Consider the following 19133-nt stretch of genomic DNA (forward strand, 5'->3'; position numbering starts at 1 on the left):
ACGGCCGTCATATTGATATAGGAGATACCGCGTTTACGGACATTACGTTCGTCGAACATGGTAAGACCGAGCGGCGTACCCACGTATACGAAGCAACTATCGCTGTACACCGCGTTAATGATATTGGAGTTAAGGCCGTCGTTGGCGGTAATGGTGTTGGCGACACGGTATTTGCCGGGTGTGATATCTATTTTACAGAGGCCTTTTTCGGTGCCGGCCCAGAGGGTACTGCCATCGGCGTAGAGGCAACGGCAGGCGGCACTTGCCAGGCCGTTGCCGGTATTAAAAACGGCGCAGATCTTATTATTGCGATAGCCAACGATACCGCCGCCGCTGGTGCCCACCCAGAGTGTACTATCGGCACTTTCTGCAAAGGTAGTTACCTGGCTCCTGAATACCGGAAATTGTTCACCGAGGAAGCGTGTTCTACCGTCGGCAGTACGCAGGTACAAGCCGTCGAGGGTACCGATATAATAATCGCCGCCCAGTTTGTAAACCGCGCTGGTTCTGCCCAGGTGAAGAAAAACGCCGATCTTATTCTTTTTCCAGTTGAACAGGAAGCAGCCCGAAGGACCGGAAAGCAATAAGGTATCGCCAAGCACCTGTATGGTCTTGCTCATCATAATGCTGTCGTTCCTGAACCTGGCCAGGTTCAGGAAGTCGGAGCTGCTGGTATGGACCATGGTGCGGTAGGGAATACGGCCCAGGAAATTATTGTCGGCCAGGAAAGGCTCCGGGTTGTTCTTGGCATTGCTACGAAAGAACGCTTCGTCGACGGGCTTTGCTTTCCAGTGCCGGTCATTCAGTCCGGCGATATAGATCGTATTGCCTATCCGGTGGATATGCCGGATATAAGTAGAACCTTTTTCATTGGCAGCAAAGAGGTTGCGGAAGCGGTTGGGACTGATCTTGAACACGCCTGCACCTTTTGTGGCAAACCATAGGTTCTGCTCCTGGTCCATTATTACATGGTCGATATAATAATCGGGAAAATACCGGACCGGGTTAGTAAAATGATCGGTTTGAAGCAGGTCGGTTCCTTTGCCCCTGTCGTAGAAACAGGCAAGGTCGTTACTCACCAATACGGCATACCCCATTTTATTAGGTATAGGTACAGACCAGGTATCTTGTTCGCTGATGGCCCATATCCGGTATGCATCGTTAAAAAAGTAATAGGACTTTCCCTTGATCCTGACGATATTGATGTATCGCCATTGATTTCCGATCTGCCTGCGTACAAAGGCCGGTAAGTCGACCATGTCGGAGGTAATCGAATTGTTGCGTGTAACGATATTAAAAAGGTACAGCCGGTCACGCCTGACCAGGTAATTCGTACCGACAGGAAGTCTCCGTACTTCATTGCCGGCCGAAATAACATGGGTGGCACGGTCTTCCTGGATAATAATATCGCCTTTGTCGCTTTCTGCAATGTTGTTGGGCAAATCGTGCAAGATTGCTTTCTTCAACACGGTGTCGTTTTGCTGGTTATGGATCTTGCCGTTTTCGTAATAACAGATGGCTGCTTTGAATGGGTGCATCCATATCCGGCCCCGGCTGTCGACACGCAGGGTCAGGATATCGTTGGCCGGGAGGCCGTCTTCTATCGTTAAGGTTTTAAAGTTGACGCCGTCGAACCGGCAAAGGCCGGCTTCGGTACCGAACCAGATGAAACCGTCTTTGCTTTGTGCTATGCAATAAACGGTAGAGCCGGGCAGGCCATCTTTGGTGTCGTAATGGGTATAGCTGTATTCCTGTGCGCCTGCGTTGAAGATGATCTTCGATAAAAGACACAGCAAAAGAAGTATAAATCGCATAGGAGGCTGGGAGCGTTTACCCGAAAATATAATTATTTTCTTATTTACAGGTACTGAGGATCCCGCTTCGCCAGGTAACAAATCTCAGAATCCGTGTTTCATTTGTTCCAGGAAAACCTCTTTCCTGTTGGCGGCTACCTCAACGGTACTTTTATCCTCCATGATAACATAGCCGCCTCTGCCCCTCTGGTAACGCACCATATACCGGAGGTTGATGATATGGGAGCGGTGTATCCTGAAAAATTGTCCGGACGGGAGCAGTGTCTCGCATTCTTTAAGCCGCATGCTGGTTACCAGTTTTTTACCGTCGATCGTATAGAAGTTGGTATAACAGCCCGAAGCTTCGCAGCGGATAATATCCTGGTAATTCATAAACAGGTAGCCGTCCAGCACCGGTATGCTGATCTTGCCGACGGGAGCGCTACGTGGCTCCCGCTCCGGTTTACCTGTATGCTCGCCGTTGCGCCTGGACCGGTGGCGCGTTTCGGCTTTAGCCACAGCTTGCTGCAATGCATCGATGTCGATAGGTTTTATTAAATAGTCTGTTGCATCTTCCCGGAATGCCTGTACGGCATATTGGCTGTATGCTGTAGTAAAAATAACTTCAATGGCCAGGGGTTCAAACTTCTTCAGGAGCTCAAACCCGTTCCCCCTGGGCATCTCGATATCGAGAAACACCAGGTCGGGACGATGTTTAAGGATCTCCCGGTGACCCTCTTCTATGTTCTGGGCCGTTCCGCAAATCGTTACCTGCGGGCAATACAGGCCAATCAGTTTACTTAAGGTTTTTATATTGGCGTGGTTATCGTCAATGAGCAAGGCGTTGATCATCGTTGTATATGATAGGTAGGTGAATAATAATTCTTGTGCCGCTGCCCGGGCCGGTAGCGCCCAGGTCGGTAATGCTGATGCGTATGGGTTGTTCGGTGGCATGAATCTGGTTGAGCGTAAGTATGCGATCCTGGGTAATCGACATACCCTTTGCGGTTTCTTGCCGTACCGGGCCGCCGGATCTTGTCTGGTCTATGCCTGGTCCGTTATCTTCTACCATGCATTCCAGCACGCGTTCTTCGGGGAGTAACAGCAGTGTCAGCCGGAGTTCGCCGGCTTGGGGAAGCTGGCTCAACCCGTGTTTGATGGCGTTCTCCACATAGGGTTGCAATACCATATTGGGTATCATCAGTATGGCGGGATTAATAGCCGGATCGACCGTTATGTTATAGGTAAACGGATACCTGAGCTGCATTCTTTCCAGGTCTATATAATTGCGCAGAAACCGGATCTCTTCTTCTAAGGAGATAAGGATCCGGGAGGCATTATCCAGGGTTTCCCGCACCAGCCGGGCAAAGCGGGTCAGGTACAGGTTTGCTTTTTTTACATCGCCATCAATAATATAACCTTGCATGGAGTTGAGGCAATTAAAAATAAAATGCGGGTTCATCTGTGCGCGCAGCGCCATTTGTTCCAGCGATTTGATTTTCTTGTCCATCAATAACGCCCGTCTTTCCTTACGGTGTACGGCGCGGATCAGGTATTGGATCCCCAACGCTATCAGCGAGCCGACAGCAAGTATGGTCAGCGCTTTGAACCACAGGGTTTCCGGGATACTTTTCCGTATCGTGAAATTAAACAGGAGCATATCGCTCTGGTCGTTGTATTTATTAACGGCGATGAGCTCGAGGGTGTATGATCCTGAAGGCAGGGCCGGGAAACTCAGTGTATGCTCGCGGGTCGTATGCCATTGATCTTCCAGGCCCAGGATCCGGTATTTGTAGGTGTTGTCGCCTTCCGACAGAAAGGAGATACCGGCATATTCGAAGCTGATGTTATTATCCCGGTGATCCAGTTGTACGCTTACAAGACCCGGCGGCAGTGCTTTGCCCGAAACCATAATACCCGTCATCCGGATCATGGCTATTGAATGCCGGGCAATGTACTTTTCGTTGAAGACCGTTATACCTACCGGCGTGCCTACATAAACAACAGCACCGTCTTTATAAATCGTATTTACGATATTGGAGTTCAGGCCATCAGAAGCGTTAATGTTTTGCACAACATTATAAGTGCCGGGCCGGATATCTATTTTATGGATACCCCTGTCGGTGCCGGCCCATAGCTCCTGGCCATCGATAAAAATGCACCGGCACTGGCTGCTTGGCAGTCCTGCGTCCCGGTCTATTGTTGCGATGATCCTGCCGTCACGGTATCCCGTAATTCCCTTGCCTTTTGTGCCGATCCAAAGTGTCCCGTGGCTATCCGCCGCCATACAGCTTACCTGTTGGCGTAATTGGGGAAACCGGTCTCCCAGGAACAGCGTTCTGCCTTCTTTATCTATGGTATACAAACCCTGCCAGGTACCGAGGTAATAGGTAGTACCCAGCCGGTAGGCGCAGGTGGTGCGGCCCTGGTAAAACTCTTTGACCCACCCGTTTTTCCGGTTGGCCAGGAAGGCGCCGCGAAAGCCGGCAACCAGCAGGGTGTCGCCAAGATGAAGTATCGTTTTTACGATCACCATATTGGCGGATGGAAACCAGTCCAGGTGCAGGAAATCGGAACTGCCGCAACTGAAAAGGGTGCCTTCGGGTACGCTGTCGAGAAAAGAACGGCCGGCATAGAACGGTTCGGGTTTATTTTCAGTTTCGTTATTAAAAAAGCTGTCGTTAACGGCATTAAACCGCCAATACTGTTCCTTGCGTCCACCGGCATAGATATAGGGGCCTATTTTGTGAATGTCCAGGATATTCGTGTTGCTACGCGGATCCGCGGTAAACATGTTTTTGCACCTGTTCCTGCTTATTTTAAATACGCCCGAGCCCTGGGTCGTAAACCACAGGTTCTCTTCCCGGTCCACGATAACCTCCTGTACCACGTAACGGCCGAAATACCGTTGAAGATTTGCGGTATGGTCCGGTTTGAAAAGAAACACGCCGCCCATTACCTGGTAGAGTGCAAAGGTATTGCCGCCGGTGCCGAGCAGGTAACTGTTTACCGGTAGCGGCAATCGTTTTTCCTGCCCGTTTGCCTTGATGATCTTTATTGTGTTGCCTTCGCAGAATACATAGCTTTTGCTGCCTTCCCAATACCCACCGCCGGCAAAGAAATCCCGGTCGTTTACCCGCTTCCTTACCGGCGCCGGTAAGGCAACGAGGTCGGCATCGCAGCCCCCTTTATTGTTTTTGGGAAGTAAGGGCGCGATGTCTTTTGTTGAACGGATCAGGCTTCGGTACGCGTTTACCGGCATCGTCTTTACCTGGTTGGCCGCCGTTACAATATGGAGGTCATCGGTTTCCTGGATAACAATATCTCCGTTGGCGTTTTCCCCGACATACTTTATGATGGCCTTCATATGGATCTTCGCCAGGGTGCTGTCGTTTTGCTGGTTATGGATACTGCCGTTGTGATAATAGCTGATGGCATTTTTAAAGGACGATACCCATACCCTGTTCCGGGAGTCTACAAACAGGCCCAGTACCTCTTCGCCGGGCAGGCCATCTTTTACCGTAAAGGTTTTGAAGCGGGTACCGTCAAAGCGACTCAGCCCGGTTTCTGTACCGATCCATACGAAACCGTCGCGGCACTGGGCTATACTATAAACAACAGAGCCGGCCAGGCCATCTTTGGTATCGTAGTGGCTGTAACTGTATTCCTGGGCAGTTATCCGCAGCACGGGGGCCGATAGGATCATAAGGAGCAACACGAAGAATCGCATGGTGATGTATTACACCTGTAAAATAAAAATAAATTTTATTCCTTATGCTTTTTGATCTGGTTCACCGGGATAGTATACATGTTTTTTATACTTTTTTCGACTCATTTCAAGTGGGCTCCGGCACGTTCCCGGGCCCTATGGCATAACCATGGATCAATACTGCACTTTGGTATAATGGTGCAGATAAATCCCCCGGCGGGGCAAAAAGCAAGCGCGAAGTAGACCACTTCGCGCTTTGCTGCATTTATAGGTTACTGCTGTTGTTCTTACTGGCTGCCGGCTTGTGGCGCAACAAGGGCAGATCAGAGCGACAAATTGCTGACCTGCAGTTTAAACTGCCCGGCAGCTGTTTTTGTGATAATTACCGTGTAGGGCAGAATGCCGTCCGTTGAGGGAATAACGACCTGGTCGCCGATGGCTGCAGGCAGGCTGTAAGTACCCGTGCTGGCAATACCGGTGCCCGTTTTGGTCACTTTTATCCGGGTCTGGTTGATCGGATAAGTATGGAGATCGTTGGCAGAAAAGGTCTCTGTGCTTGCGCCGATCCCAACGGCAGTAGACAGTCTTATATTAATGTCGTCATTAGAGCAGCCGGCAAATCCCGGCAGGCAGGCGGTACGGGTAATGGTATTAACGCTTCCGGGTACGGTACCATCGCCGTTATTGCTATAAGCGTTAATGCCCAGCAGGAACATACTAAAGAATGCCAATACGGCTGTGCGTTTCCATGTTTTCATCTGATAATTGGTTTTAAAGGTTAAAAGATTGTCGCTCCTGGTTTATATTCAGGGCAGTGTTAGAAGACTTTCAAGATAGTGTTTTTTTTACATGTGCCGGCCATCTTACTCCTTTTCGGCCTGTTCCCTACCCGTAATATACTCCCGGACCAGGGTGCAGTAGCGTCCCGACGGGGACGCCTTTCGGCTTTGTGCAAAACCGGCTGCAATAAGGTCTGCTTACGGTGTTGTCTGGATAAGGTTTATCCTTGGGGCTGCCTCTGCCAGGGGGCTTTAGTGCGATTAACCGGACGGCAATAAAATTCTTGCCGCTTTTGTTGCATGCTATGCTTAAAAAGTGGATCTTGCCAGGCAAAACAGGAAGAGGCGGAAGGGGATTGTTGTTGATTTACATTAATTAACAGTAGCGAAAATCATTGATCATAAAGCGAACGATGGCTTGTTTTTGTGTAAAATAAAAAAAATGAAGGCGCCAAGCCAACCGAAAGCTAGTTTTTACCTATCTTTTACCTTGACTTTGTTTTTGGATAGCTGCGATGAGGTTCGTTTTGCTTTTGTTCACCCTGGGCCGGGCGCCCCGGCAGCGATGAAAAGGCAGTGACAACCGGGAGGTGAGCAGGTATATTCCGGGAATGATGTCCTGATCCGAAAGTTGTTCCGCATCCGGGACGGCGTTTTTAAAAAGGTTGGTGTTTCTCCGGGTTGCAATTGATCCGGACCATATATATAAAAAATAAAACAAACACATAATATGTCTAAAAGTACATTCAAAAGCTTTTTACCGTTAGCCTTCCTGCTGATCTCGGTAGCCGCGTCGGCCCGGAATAAGCGCGAAACCAGCGGCGCGAGGTTTTTCGAAGATCATGCGCCGCAAAGCATCGAACTGATAGAGAACAAAGGTCAATGGATACAGGACGCCAGGTTCAAGGCCGATCTGCCGGGTGGTGTAATGTTTCTTACCGATAAGGGCTTCGTATATAATTATGTAAGCCAGAAGGACCTGGAAGAGGTGCATGAGCTTTCAGAACATGGTGGTGATCCTTCGAACTCGATCATCCGTATGCACGCCTATAAAGTAAACTTCGAGGGCGCCAATGCACACCCCACTTACCTGAAAGAAGATAAACGAACAGGATATCATAACTACTTTATCGGCAACGACCCCTCTAAATGGGCCGGTAATGTCGGCTTGTATGGCAAAGTTCTGCAAAAGGACCTCTATCCCGGCATCGACCTGGCTTTATACGGCCTGGAACGCTCGCTGAAATATGACCTGGTGGTAGCGCCGGGCGCCGACCCCAGCAAAATCGTGTTGACTTTCGACGGCGTAAGCCCGCAGTTAACGCCTGATGGTCATGTGAAAATCAAGACATCGGTAAACGAAGTGATCGAACAGGCGCCTTACACCTACCAGGTGATCGGCGGTGTAAAAAAAGAGGTACGTTCGGCTTATAAACTGCAAAACAATAAACTGACCTTCAGTTTCCCGGAAGGGTATAACAGCAGTTATGCGCTGGTTATCGATCCTACGCTGGTATTTGCCACCTTTAGTGGCGGGGTAGGCGGCGGAGGCGGCTTCTACGGTTTCAGTACCACTTACGACGCTAATGGTAGCGCTTATGCCGGTTGCGGCGCCTTTGCGGCAGGCTGGCCGGTTACCACGGGCGCTTACCAGCAAAACTATAGCGGCGCCGGTCAACGTATAGTCGGCATCAACAAATACAATGCTACCGGTACCAACCGTATTTATTCTACTTATTATGGCGGATCAGGTCCGGACTATGTACATACCATGTATGTAACTCCCCAGGGCGAACTGATTATCGCGGGTAGTACCCAATCGGCCAACCTGCCGATGCTTACCACGGCTTACGACAATACACTTGGCGGCGCGTCCGATATCTTCGTAGCACACTTCAACAGCACCGGTACGGCGCTGCTTGGCGCTACTTATCTTGGCGGCAACAACATCGATCCTACCGGGTTCAGCCTTAACGGTGCCGGGTTCGGAGCGGACATCTCCGGTCAGAATACAACCAGCCCGGTCGAAATCACTACTGATGCGGCAGGTAATATATGGTTGGTGTCTAATACCAGTTCTACCGACTTCCCGGTTACCGCCAATGCGCAGCAAAATGCGCTGGCCGGCGCTTCGCTGCGGGATGGTGTGATCTGTAAGCTGAATCCAACCTGTTCCAACCTGCTCTACAGCAGCTACCTCGGCGGCACGGGCGATGAGGCGATCTTCTCCCTGGCCTTTAATGCCGCAGGCAACCTGGTTATTGCAGGCGCCACTACCAGTGCCGATTTCCCAACCACCGCAGGCGCTAAGACTACCGTTGCTCCTGGTGGCGGTATGGATGGCTTCGTATCGATCATCAACTCTGCTACCGGCGCTATCCTGCAATCGACCTATATGGGTACTACCGGCCTCGACCAGGTATTCGGTGTGCAGGTAGACGAAAGCGGTAATATCTTTGCTTTTGGTCGTACAGACGGCGCTTACCCCGTATCTACCGGTGTATATTCGGTTGCCGGTGGTGATGTGTTTATCGACAGGCTTACTTCCACGCTGAGCGCCTCCCAGCTTTCTACAAGGGTGGGCAGCGCTACGGGTATCCGCTTCTTCCCCGATGGTTACCTGGTGGATATCTGCGGTAATACCTATGTAACCGGTCTGAGTGCGAGCAACGGTATGCCGACTACACCCGATGCGGCTTCTACAAACGGCGCCCTTCCTTTCTGGTTCGGTGTACTGACGCCTAACTTCCAGACGCTGCTCTACGGATCTTATTTCGGTGCGGCCAATGACCACGTGCACGTAGGTACCAACCGGCTGGATCCAAACGGCGTTGTTTACCACTCTATCTGTAACGGTAACAACAACGTCGGAACAGGCGGTACCTGGGGTAACCCAACCCTGATCACTCCGGGTGCATGGGGCCCGGTTAACCAGAGCGCGCAGCAGGATATCGTAACTTTTAAATTCGACTTTGAAGCCACCGGTGTTGTTTCCAACTTTATGCTGGATACGCTGGTGAGTAAAAACGATACCGGATGCGTACCCTATACCGTAAAAATGGTGAACCAGACCAATAACCCTTCGCCTTCTAACCCGACTACCTTTATCTGGGACTTTGGCGACGGCACCCCGACGACCACCGCTGCGAACCCTACGCATACTTATCTGACAACCGGTACTTTTACCGTTACCCTGTATGCGCATAACGATTCGACCTGTATAACAGACGATACCACCTATATGCACATCACCGTGCTGAAAACCGAATTGCCCGATATCGTGGTGCGTGATACGACGCTATGTAGTAACGAACAGTCGATACAGCTATCGGTACATATCAATAACCCGAGCCCGAACAATACCATTCTCTGGCAACCCGGAACAGGCCTGCTGTCCAGTCCTACACTGCCGCAGGTTACCGTGGATCCGTCGGTGAACACTATCTATTATGTAACCGTAAAAGATACCATACCGGGGATATGCGGCTTCTCGTCGACGGATACGATCCATATCGACCTGGCGCCGCGACAGCTCGACATCATCAATAACGATACCGTCGTCTGCGAAGGGGCTGTAATACCGCTTACTGTAATCGGTACCCCCGGCTATACCTATAAATGGACCCCTTCGACCGGTGTAAGCGATACTACAGCACTGAGCCCGACCCTGACCATTCATCAGCCTAATATCTATACGATCAGGGCAAGCTACCCGGGTTGTCCCGATACGCTGGCATCGATCAATATCGGTATGCACTACATACCTACGGTAGAACTGGGACCCAATAAAGCATTCTGCCAGTGGGCCGAAGTAGCCCTGGAATCGGTAGTGACCCCGTACCGCCCCGATTATATTTACCAATGGAGCCCATCGGGCGGACTGAATACGCCGACCGGGCCGAATGCCGACTTGATCGCCGATACAAGCGGTACCTGGTACCTCGATGTTAAAACACCGATTGGTTGTGCTGCACGCGATAGCATCAAGCTGACCGTATACCCTGGCAACTTTGGCGCCGCGGCTACCGACACCGGCTACTGCCCGCCAAGCAAAGTACAGCTGTGGGCTACCGGTGGTGTAAGCTATAGCTGGACGCCATCTTACGGCCTGAACGATACCGGTATCGCCAATCCGCTTGCATCGCCTGCTACGACAACCGATTATACCGTTTACATCAAAGACATCCACAACTGTCTCGACACCCAGAAACTGACGGTAACCGTTTACCCGCTGGGTATCCTGGCCCTGCCCGATAGTGTCAATGTATACCCTGGCGAAGCCTACCAGGTAGAGCCCGGCACCAATGCCCTGTACTTCCAGTGGTTCCCGACCTCGGGAGTAAGCAACCCGAACATCGCGAACCCGACGCTGTCGCCCGAAGTAAGGACCCGCTACTTTGTAACGGCCCGTACCGAGCATGGTTGCGTGGTAACCGACTCTATGGATGTACTGGTAAAAGAAACAGAGCTGGATATGCCGAACGCTTTTGCACCCGGTGGTATCAATAACCTGTTCAAACCGACCAAACGCGGTATTGCCCAGCTGAAGAGCTTTACGATCTTTAACCGTTGGGGTAATAAAGTGTACAGCAGCACCAATATCGACGAAGGCTGGGACGGCACCTACAAAGGCGCTAATCAACCGATGGGCGTGTACATGTACGTGATCGAAGCGGTAACCGACAACGGCAAGCCGTTTACCAAACAAGGCAATGTAACCCTGATACGGTAGTAAGAACTACCCATAAATACAGATAAAAGATAAGGCCCTGCATACGCAGGGCCTTATCTTTTTAGGATCAACCGCTTCCGGCTTACCATCTTCAACAGGCCCAAAAAACAAGAATGAAAAACCAGGCTGCCATAGGGTTGTCAGCGAACCCGCTTTTCTTTGTACAAAAGAGCAATAAGCTATGGAAAAACTGGATCTCAGCCGCAAGTACAAAAGTTATTTCAAGGCGGCTACACAGCCCGAACTGGTCGATATCGAACCTGCACGGTTTATCAGCATTACGGGGCAGGGCGACCCGGATGGCCCTGCCTATGCAGCTTGCCTGGAAGCGCTTTATTCGGTAGCTTATGCCATCAAGTTCCGGTTTAAAAACGAAGGGGCGGATTTTGTGGTGTCCAAACTGGAAGGGCTGTGGTGGTACGACGAGGAGCGGTATAAAGATGTGACCATGGCCGGAACGCCGGGCAGCGTACCCCGTTCCGAGTGGTTGTACCGGATGATGATCCGTATGCCTGAATTCGTAACAGAAGCAGCGGTACAGGAAGGCATCCGGGTAGCCCGCGCTAAGAAGCCGGCGGCGCGTGTCGGTGATGTGGGCTTTTTTACCCTGCACGAAGGCACCTGTGTACAAATGCTGCATGTAGGGCCTTTCGACAAAGAGCCGGAATCGCTGGCCCTGATGCTGGAAATGATCGCTGCAAAGGGATTGCGCCGGAATGGCCTGCACCACGAGATCTATCTTTCCGATTTCCGGAAGACTAGTCCCGACAAGTGCCGGACCATTTTACGCGAACCCGTACTGGCGCCGTAGCGCCTGCCTGCCGCGCCAGGACGACTATTCGGCCAGGCCCAGCCGGATAGCTTTTTTGATCAGCCCGGCCATGTTCTTTACATCCAGTTTGAGCAACAGGTTGGAGCGGTAATATTCGACCGTGCGCAGACCGATAAACAGCTTTTGTGCGATCTCCTGGATGGTATCGCCGTTTACGGTCAGTTGCAGGATCTCTTTTTCGCGCAGGGTAAGCGTGGGTTTCATGGCGGCCTCTTTCCGCATGGTAAACGAGAACTGCTCCAACCGGGCCCTCAGCGCGGGTTCCAGGAACTCTTCGCCTTTGTATACCGTTTCTATGGCCCTGATTACCGTATCGGGATCCGAATTTTTGGAAACATAACCGCTAACGCCCAACCGGAGCATATTGTGGATATAGAGCATGCTGTCCATATTGGTCAGTGCGAGGATGCGGATGGCCGGGTATTTCCTGAGGATTACCGGTACCAGGGCATCCCCGTTCTTATCCGGCAGTTGTATATCCAGTAAGAGTACATCGGGTTGTATTTGCTGGAGCCCGTCCATCAGGGCTTTTGCCGTGGTATAGGCCTCGCCGAGCCGTATATGCGGGTACAGCGAGAGCATATTGCGCAGCCCGCCGATGATCATCGGGTGGTCGTCTGTAATTGCGATATGTATGGTGTTATCCTGCGTCATCAGTTCCTGTCGTTTTTAAGGTCAATCTCGATAAAGGCGGTGGTGCCCTTGCCCGGTGCGGAGGTAATAGAACAATAACCGTTTAAGGCCTGCACCCTGGATCTTATATTTTGCAGACCCAGGCCGTTGCCCTGCTCCTGTTCGAAGCCGATACCATTGTCTTCGGCCGATATGCACAATGTTTCCTTGTTATGGATCACCTGTATCTCAGCCAGGCTGGCCTGTGCGTGCTTTACAATATTCTGTACCAGTTCCTGTACGATCCGGTACACCACCAGCTCCAGCGATTTATCGGCAAGATCGGGTGTGCCGTGGAATTGCAGGCTTACCTGTTGCCGGTCGGTGCTCAGCTGGTTGCAATAAAGCTGTAAGGCCTGCTGCAGGTTGTGCTCCTGCAGGATGTCGGGCATCAGGTTATGCGCCGTCTTCCGGATCTCATCGCCCATACCTTGTAGCTGTCTCATAATCTCTTCGAGCTTTTGCGGCAGGTCCGGCTGAGCGGCTTGTTTTTGCAGCGTGCGCAGGTTCATTTTTATACCAGTAAGCATGCCGCCGAGGCCGTCGTGCAATTCGCGCGATATACGGGCCCGTTCTTTCTCTTCGCCTGCTGCCGCGGCTTTCAGCCGGGATATCTCGGCGTTGCGCCGTTCCATCTTCCGTTTATTGCGGTAAAAGGCCAGGCCGCCGCCAACCAGCAGCAACAGGCCGCCTGCCGTGCTGCCGATAATGATATTGTTGCGGCTTATTGTCTTTTCCTGCCGTGCGATCATCACCTGCTTTTGGATGATCTCTTTATCCTTTTGCGCGGTATGGTACCTGATCTCCAGTTCGTTGATGGCCTGTACTTTTTTTTCTTCGCCGGCGCTGTCGCGCAGCTTCTGGTAAAGGGTACCCTGTTCCAGGGCCTCTTTATAGCGGCCCATCTCCCGGTATACATCGGTCAGTACCCCCCGGCCATCGTGCTCGTTTTCGGTAAGGCCCGTCTGCTCTGCTTTTGCCAGTCCTTCCAGCAGTACCTGTTCGGCCTTTTTATAGGCTTTCTGTCTTTTGTAGGCCAGGCCCAGCGAGTACCTGGGCAGGATGTAACCGAACAGGGCTGCCGAAGGCTTGTCCTGGTTGAGCGCGATCACTTTTTCGAAATAATGTATGGCTTCCGAATCCTGCTGCTTTTCCAGCGCCGCATTACCCATACTCAGGTAAAAGGAACTGTAGATACTGCTGTCCTGCGCTGCTGTGGCTACTTCCAGGCCCGCACGGTAATAATACAGGGCGCTGTCCGGCAGCTTGATAGTATACAGGGTATTGCCTTTGTTGAGCAGGGCCAGCGCCAGGTAGTGTTGCTGGCCATGCTTGCGGGCCAGTTGTGCAGCCTGGTCGGCATAGTCCAGGGCCCTGGCGGCGCTGCCCATGCGGGCTTGTATGCCGATCAGGTTGATGTAAACGGCTATAATGCTTTTGTGTTCGGGCAGGTATCGCTGGAAGCTGGCCAGCGCCTTATGAAAATATTCGTTGGCATGGTTATAATCGCCCTGTTCTTTAAACGTAAGGCCCATATTCATATACAGGAAAGCGATTACGAATTTGCAGGCACGCGCCTGCAGGCAATAGGGCAGGGCTGCTGCATAACTGGCCTTACTTTTTTCCGGATGGCCCAGCTTACCCTCGGTAAGGCCCGTAAAGGACAGGGCATAACCCACGCCGTCATCGAAGCCCGAAGTCCTGCCCAGTTGCTCGGCTTTACGGAACAGGGTCAGCGCCTGTTCCGGCTTTTCATCGATCAGTGCGAGCCCTTGTTTTACCAGGTCGAATACCCGGCTGGAATCTTTGGGGTTGTAAAAAGAATAAGACAGTACGGTACGCTCCTGCGCAGCCGTGCCGAAAGCAAGGAGCAGCAACAGGTTACAGAGGTATAACCGTATGTTTTTAAAGCGTAGAACAGGCATTGTGGATCTGCATATAAAGACCGGCCGGTAACCGGGCCGGTTTGGTAGTTATACAGCCGAAAATAAAAAATCCGTAAAATCCGAAAAGAACTCCTGGAAGAAAGGATATTAATTTGTTCCGGCTGTTGTCTGCTTTTAACGATTTAAAAATAGCCATTAGAAACACAAATCATCATAATTATTTCACACGGCTAAAAACGGGAAAATGAATAGGAAAATTTACACCTTGAAATGTATTGGTATATGCTTGCTGATGCTGCCTTTGGGCAGGTCGCTTTATGCACAGGGCGCGGTTTTCGAGTGGGCCAGGAAAATGGGGGGCAACAGTACCGTAGCCGGTATTTTTTCGGAAGAAGAACAGGGTAATGCGATTGCCGTAGATAAAGCAGGTAACGTGTATACGACCGGCACGTTTCGCGAGACTGCAGATTTCGACCCCGGTGCCGCAACCCTTAACCTTACTTCGGCAGGCGACCGCGACATTTTCGTATCCAAGCTGGATGCGGCGGGTACCCTGGTATGGGCCCTGCGGCTGGGGGGCAGCGGCAACGACGAAGGCCTGGGCATTACCACCGATACGGCAGGCAATGTGTACATCACCGGTAAGTTTGAAGATACCGTAGATTTCGATCCGGGGCCGGGTACCAGTAACCTGGTATCGATGGGAGCGCACGATATCTTCATCACTAAGCTCGACCCCGGTGGCGCTCATATCTGGACCAAACAGATCGGTGGCGACGACGAGCAACTGGCCAATGCCATCGCTGTAGATAAAGCGGGTAATGTATATACCACAGGCTGGATTACCCGTACTACGCCGGCTACCAGCGGGTCGGCCGACTTCGATCCCGGTCCCGGCGTGTATACGCTTACCTCGGCGGCCTACAACAATGCCTTTATTTCCAAGCTGGATGCCAACGGTGATTTTGTATGGGCCAAGCAGATCGTGGCTACCAATTCGGAAGGCTATGCCCTTACCTTATCCGATGGTTATGTGTATTCGGCAGGCGGTTTCTCCGGCACAGCCGACATGGATCCCAGCCCGGGCGGTACTTATACTTTTAACACCCTTATTGCCGACGAATACATCCTGAAGCTCGATACTGCCGGGAACTTTGTATGGGCAAGACAGATCGGCGGCGATAACCTGAGTGTATTATCGTTTTGCTTTGCCAATGCCATCGCAATCGATGCCCAGGAAAACGTGTATACGTCAGGGCCCTACTTCGGCGATCCCGATTTCGATCCGGATCCGGTTACCAATTATAACCTGCCGGCAACGGGTATTTCGGAGGGTTTCCTTTCCAAGCTGGACTCCGCCGGGCATTTCGTATGGGCGAAAGTGACTTCCGGCAACGGGGCGATTAATTTCGGCTATAGCGTGGCTACCGATGCTGCCGGTAATGTATACGCCGCCGGCGAGTTTTCTGAAACTACCAATTTCTATACCGGCCTGCCCGGCGATACGCTTAAAGCCCTGGGGGGTAAAGATATTTTTATCTCGAAGTTAAGCCCGGCGGGCAGCCTGCTCTGGCTCAAAGGCATAGGAGGTACGGACAACGACCAGGGACATGCAATCACTACCGACCAGTCGGGGAACATCTATACTACGGGTTATTTCAAAACTACTGTTGATTTCGACCCGGGGCCGGGCACAACGAGTCTTACTGCGGCAGGCAGCAGCGATATATTCGTACATAAAATGCGTTGCGCAGATACCAATTCATCGTACCTGCCCGTAACGGCCTGCTCGTTTACTTTCAACGGGCATACCTATACCACCAGTGGTATCTATGTAGAAAAGCTACCTAATAGCAACGGTTGCGACAGCACCGTTACTATCGATCTGCATGTGGATGTTGCCGCGCCGGTTATTACCGTCAATGGTTTTACGCTCGGTACCCTCTTGCCCTATACGGCTTACCAGTGGTGGCGCAACGGGGCCGCCATTCCCGGCGCTACTGCTGCCACCTATGCGGTAACCCTTAACGGGGACTATAGTGTGGCGGTAGTAAATGCTGCGGGTTGCAGCGGCACTTCAGCGGTGTATAAAGTAACCAATGTTACAGGCATAGAAGACCTGCCGGCGCTGGCGGCGCAGGTGCGTACCTATCCCAATCCTGCTACCGCAACGGTTTTTGTACAGGCGCCGGTAAAGACCAACCTGCTCCTGACCGATATCAGGGGGCGGGTATTACGCGACCTGCCGGCTGCGGATACGCTGTCCCTCGAAGGGTTGGCGGATGGTATTTACCTGTTGCAGATCCGTACTGCCGAAGGGTTGCTGATCCGCACCGAAAAGCTGGTAAAGCAGGCGCAGTAAGTCTTGTAGCGCTATCATTAACTAACCGTTCAACTGATTTTTTTCTATGTTATTACGCATTGTCTTCTTGCTTTTCTGTTGTTGTGGCTATACCTTTATTGCCGGTGCGCAGTCTGTTTCCTTTAAAGATGGCACAGCCTTACCACCGGCTTATTGCCGTGCAGATACCGCTTATGCCCTTGCAGGTCAGCCCGCAGGTGGCGTATTCGCCGGTTGCGGCGTTTTCCAGCAAAACGGCAACTGGTATTTTAACCCGTATACCGCTTCGGCAACGACCAACTCTTTTCCTTTACTTTGTACGCTGAGTTATACCGTGAATGGAAATACCGTCGAATTCCCGTTGTGGATATGGAAGCCGGTAAGCCTGCTGGCAAGCGGTGATACCGCTACCTGCGACGGCCGCTTTTCGCTGGCCATGGAAACCGCTTATGCCGGCGACTATAGCTTCGCCTGGACACCGGCCGCTTTGCTGGACCAGCCCGGCGCCGCCCACACCACCGGTCAAACACCGCAGAGCCGAACCTTTACCTGTATGGTAACCGACCTGAGTACCGGCTGCCAGGCAAGCGATTCGATAAGGGTACACAAGTATCCGCTGCCGCAACTTACCCTCAGCAGGGATACCCTGATCCTGCAGCATACCCGCCTGCAACTGCAGGCATCGGGCGCCCTTACCTATCAATGGGCGCCGGCTACCTGGCTCGATCAGGCGGCTATAGCCAACCCGGTAACCAGCCCGGCAGATTCTATAACGTATACCGTAACCGGTACCAACGAATATGGCTGTACGGCTTCGGCAACGGTACATATCGATCTTGCCCGTGGCTTCTATTTTCCTAATGCTTTCTCGCCCAATGGCGACGGGCTGAATGATGAATTCCGGATCGTCAATTTTGGTTACCAGGCGCTGAAAGAGTTCCGGATCTTTAACCGCTGGGGCCAGCAGGTGTTTTTTACCATGAATGGCAGTAAAGGCTGGGATGGTACTTACAATAATAATCCGGCCGATGCGGGTACTTATCATTACCTGGTGCGTATAAAGCTTGAGGATGGAACCGAAAATACCGTAAAAGGCGATCTTACCCTGCTGCGGTAAGGCAGGGTAAGATCAGCCCCGGGATGTTGTTCCGTTGCGGTATAAGCGGCTCAATACCTTTTCTTGACAAAATCCATAAAGGCATCCTTCTTGCGGGTGGCCAGCTCCACCATACTGTTATCTTCCATAACGATATAACCGCCCCTGCCTTTAACATAACGGCTCATATAGTTGAGGTTGATGATATGCGAATGATGGGTTCTGAAAAAGAACTGTTCCGGCAGGAGTTCTTCGCATTCTTTAAGCCGGAGGCTGGTGGTCAGCTTTTTGCCGTTCACCATGTAAAAATTGCTGTAGCTGCCGCTGGCCTCGCAACGTACGATCTCCCTGGGGTTGACGAACAGCATGCCGTCCATTACCGGGATACAGATCTTGTTATTGGCAACCAGGTTAAGCCCCTGTAAGACCTTTTCCCAGTAATTATTGCCCTGGGGTAAAGCCGCTTTTTTTTCTGCTTTAAGCACCGCCTGTTGCAGTGCGTCGATATCGATGGGTTTCAGCAGGTAGTCGAGTGCGTTTTTTCGTAAGGCTTCCAGGGCATACTGGTCGTAGGCAGTCGTAAAAATAACATCGAAGGTAATATCTCCGAACTTTCGCAGCAGGTCAAACCCGCTTCCGTTGGGCATTTCAATATCCAGGAAGACCAGGGATGGCTGTTCTTTCCGGATCAGGTTGTAGGCGTCATCGATATTGGTGGCGGTACCCAGCAGCTCGATCTGCGGGCAATACAGGTGCACCATTTTCTGAAGCGTCTTGATATTGGCTTGGTCGTCGTCGATAATCAGGGTCTTTATCATAGGTCTATGTTGGGAAGTGAATGGTAATCCTGGTGCCGGTTTCCCGGTTTTCGTGGCTTTTGTCTACCACCTGCAGTTTTATAGGTTCTGTTCCTGGGCTAAGCTGGTTAAGGGTCTGGATGCGTTTGTCGGTAATGCTCATACTTTGCGACAGCGACATAGCGGTGGCGGCACGGTGCTGCCTGGTATATTCTATACCGGGTCCGTTGTCTTCTATAATGCACTCCAGCAGCCTTTTGCCGGGGTAGTGGTTAAAGGTAATGCTCAGCCTGCCCCTGCCGGTAGCTTGTTTAATGCCGTGTTTGATGGCGTTTTCGATATAGGGTTGCAGTACCATATTGGGTATCTGGGTGGCTTGCGGGTCGATCTGCGGATCTACACTGATCCCGTAGTCGAAGCTTTCGGCTTGTTTCAGCCGTTCGAGGTCGATATAGGCTTTAAGGTAGTTGAGTTCCTGTTCGAGGGAGATATATAC

At 51.6% G+C, this 19133-nt stretch carries 12 protein-coding genes; 4 read left to right on the forward strand and 8 right to left on the reverse strand.

Going from position 1 to position 19133, the window contains the following annotated elements:
* The 4 genes from B0I18_RS24715 to B0I18_RS24730 all read right to left on the reverse strand — a co-directional run.
* A partial coding sequence (locus tag B0I18_RS24715) for a ligand-binding sensor domain-containing protein (protein ID WP_146146870.1) occupies positions 1-1814 on the reverse strand: 1814 nt, incomplete at its 3' end.
* A gap of 84 nt (positions 1815-1898) precedes the next feature.
* Positions 1899-2645 (reverse strand): LytR/AlgR family response regulator transcription factor, encoded by a 747-nt coding sequence (locus B0I18_RS24720; protein WP_181358612.1) that lies wholly within the window; start codon positions 2643-2645, stop codon positions 1899-1901.
* Positions 2623-5523, reverse strand: a complete 2901-nt coding sequence (locus B0I18_RS24725) for a sensor histidine kinase (protein ID WP_106525459.1) — start codon at positions 5521-5523, stop codon at positions 2623-2625. Before B0I18_RS24725 ends, B0I18_RS24720 begins: the two co-directional genes overlap by 23 nt.
* 302 nt (positions 5524-5825) lie before the next feature.
* Complete coding sequence (locus B0I18_RS24730; protein ID WP_106525460.1) at positions 5826-6260, reverse strand: hypothetical protein; 435 nt, start codon at positions 6258-6260, stop codon at positions 5826-5828.
* Between the two features lie 751 nt (positions 6261-7011).
* On the opposite strand from B0I18_RS24730, the gene B0I18_RS24740 reads away from it, so the two are divergent.
* The gene (locus B0I18_RS24740; protein WP_106525462.1) at positions 7012-11013 is read left to right on the forward strand and encodes a T9SS type B sorting domain-containing protein; all 4002 of its coding nucleotides are present in this window, start codon (positions 7012-7014) and stop codon (positions 11011-11013) included.
* Between the two features lie 181 nt (positions 11014-11194).
* A complete protein-coding gene (locus tag B0I18_RS24745; RefSeq protein ID WP_106525463.1) occupies positions 11195-11824 on the forward strand; it encodes a GyrI-like domain-containing protein in 630 nt (209 codons plus the stop codon).
* A gap of 24 nt (positions 11825-11848) precedes the next feature.
* Here B0I18_RS24745 and B0I18_RS24750 read toward each other — a convergent pair whose 3' ends face one another.
* Positions 11849-12499: a response regulator gene (locus B0I18_RS24750; RefSeq protein WP_106525464.1), complete on the reverse strand. Its 651-nt coding sequence runs from the start codon at positions 12497-12499 to the stop codon at positions 11849-11851.
* On the reverse strand, positions 12499-14442 hold the full coding sequence (locus B0I18_RS24755; RefSeq protein ID WP_106525465.1) for a tetratricopeptide repeat-containing sensor histidine kinase: 1944 nt from the start codon (positions 14440-14442) through the stop codon (positions 12499-12501). The genes B0I18_RS24750 and B0I18_RS24755 overlap by 1 nt, the downstream gene beginning before the upstream one ends.
* A gap of 205 nt (positions 14443-14647) precedes the next feature.
* Between B0I18_RS24755 and B0I18_RS24760 the strand changes: the two genes are divergently transcribed.
* Together B0I18_RS24760 and B0I18_RS24765 are read left to right on the forward strand one after the other, a co-directional pair.
* Positions 14648-16765, forward strand: a complete 2118-nt coding sequence (locus B0I18_RS24760) for an SBBP repeat-containing protein (RefSeq protein WP_106525466.1) — start codon at positions 14648-14650, stop codon at positions 16763-16765.
* 46 nt (positions 16766-16811) lie between these two features.
* Positions 16812-17861, forward strand: coding sequence for a T9SS type B sorting domain-containing protein (locus B0I18_RS24765; protein WP_106525467.1), 1050 nt, complete (start codon positions 16812-16814; stop codon positions 17859-17861).
* 50 nt (positions 17862-17911) lie between these two features.
* Here the strand turns inward: B0I18_RS24765 and B0I18_RS24770 are convergent, their stop codons facing one another.
* Both B0I18_RS24770 and B0I18_RS25180 read right to left on the reverse strand, forming a co-directional pair.
* Positions 17912-18658 carry a LytR/AlgR family response regulator transcription factor gene (locus tag B0I18_RS24770; RefSeq protein ID WP_106525468.1) on the reverse strand — a complete coding sequence of 249 codons (747 nt, stop codon included), beginning with the start codon at positions 18656-18658 and terminating at the stop codon, positions 17912-17914.
* Between the two features lie 4 nt (positions 18659-18662).
* A partial coding sequence (locus B0I18_RS25180) for an ATP-binding protein (RefSeq protein ID WP_342749521.1) occupies positions 18663-19133 on the reverse strand: 471 nt, incomplete at its 5' end.

It is taken from the genome of Taibaiella chishuiensis (genome assembly GCF_003014535.1).
Lineage (GTDB): Bacteria > Bacteroidota > Bacteroidia > Chitinophagales > Chitinophagaceae > Taibaiella > Taibaiella chishuiensis.

Excerpts from the sequence above, each read along its gene's own strand:
- B0I18_RS24720 (WP_181358612.1), bottom strand. The coding sequence starts at position 2,645 with ATGATCAACGCCTTGCTCATTGACGATAACCACGCCAATATAAAAACC.
- B0I18_RS24725 (WP_106525459.1), bottom strand. The coding sequence starts at position 5,523 with ATGCGATTCTTCGTGTTGCTCCTTATGATCCTATCGGCCCCCGTGCTG.
- B0I18_RS24730 (WP_106525460.1), bottom strand. The coding sequence starts at position 6,260 with ATGAAAACATGGAAACGCACAGCCGTATTGGCATTCTTTAGTATGTTC.
- B0I18_RS24740 (WP_106525462.1), top strand. The coding sequence starts at position 7,012 with ATGTCTAAAAGTACATTCAAAAGCTTTTTACCGTTAGCCTTCCTGCTG.
- B0I18_RS24745 (WP_106525463.1), top strand. The coding sequence starts at position 11,195 with ATGGAAAAACTGGATCTCAGCCGCAAGTACAAAAGTTATTTCAAGGCG.
- B0I18_RS24750 (WP_106525464.1), bottom strand. The coding sequence starts at position 12,499 with ATGACGCAGGATAACACCATACATATCGCAATTACAGACGACCACCCG.
- B0I18_RS24755 (WP_106525465.1), bottom strand. The coding sequence starts at position 14,442 with ATGCCTGTTCTACGCTTTAAAAACATACGGTTATACCTCTGTAACCTG.
- B0I18_RS24760 (WP_106525466.1), top strand. The coding sequence starts at position 14,648 with ATGAATAGGAAAATTTACACCTTGAAATGTATTGGTATATGCTTGCTG.
- B0I18_RS24765 (WP_106525467.1), top strand. The coding sequence starts at position 16,812 with ATGTTATTACGCATTGTCTTCTTGCTTTTCTGTTGTTGTGGCTATACC.
- B0I18_RS24770 (WP_106525468.1), bottom strand. The coding sequence starts at position 18,658 with ATGATAAAGACCCTGATTATCGACGACGACCAAGCCAATATCAAGACG.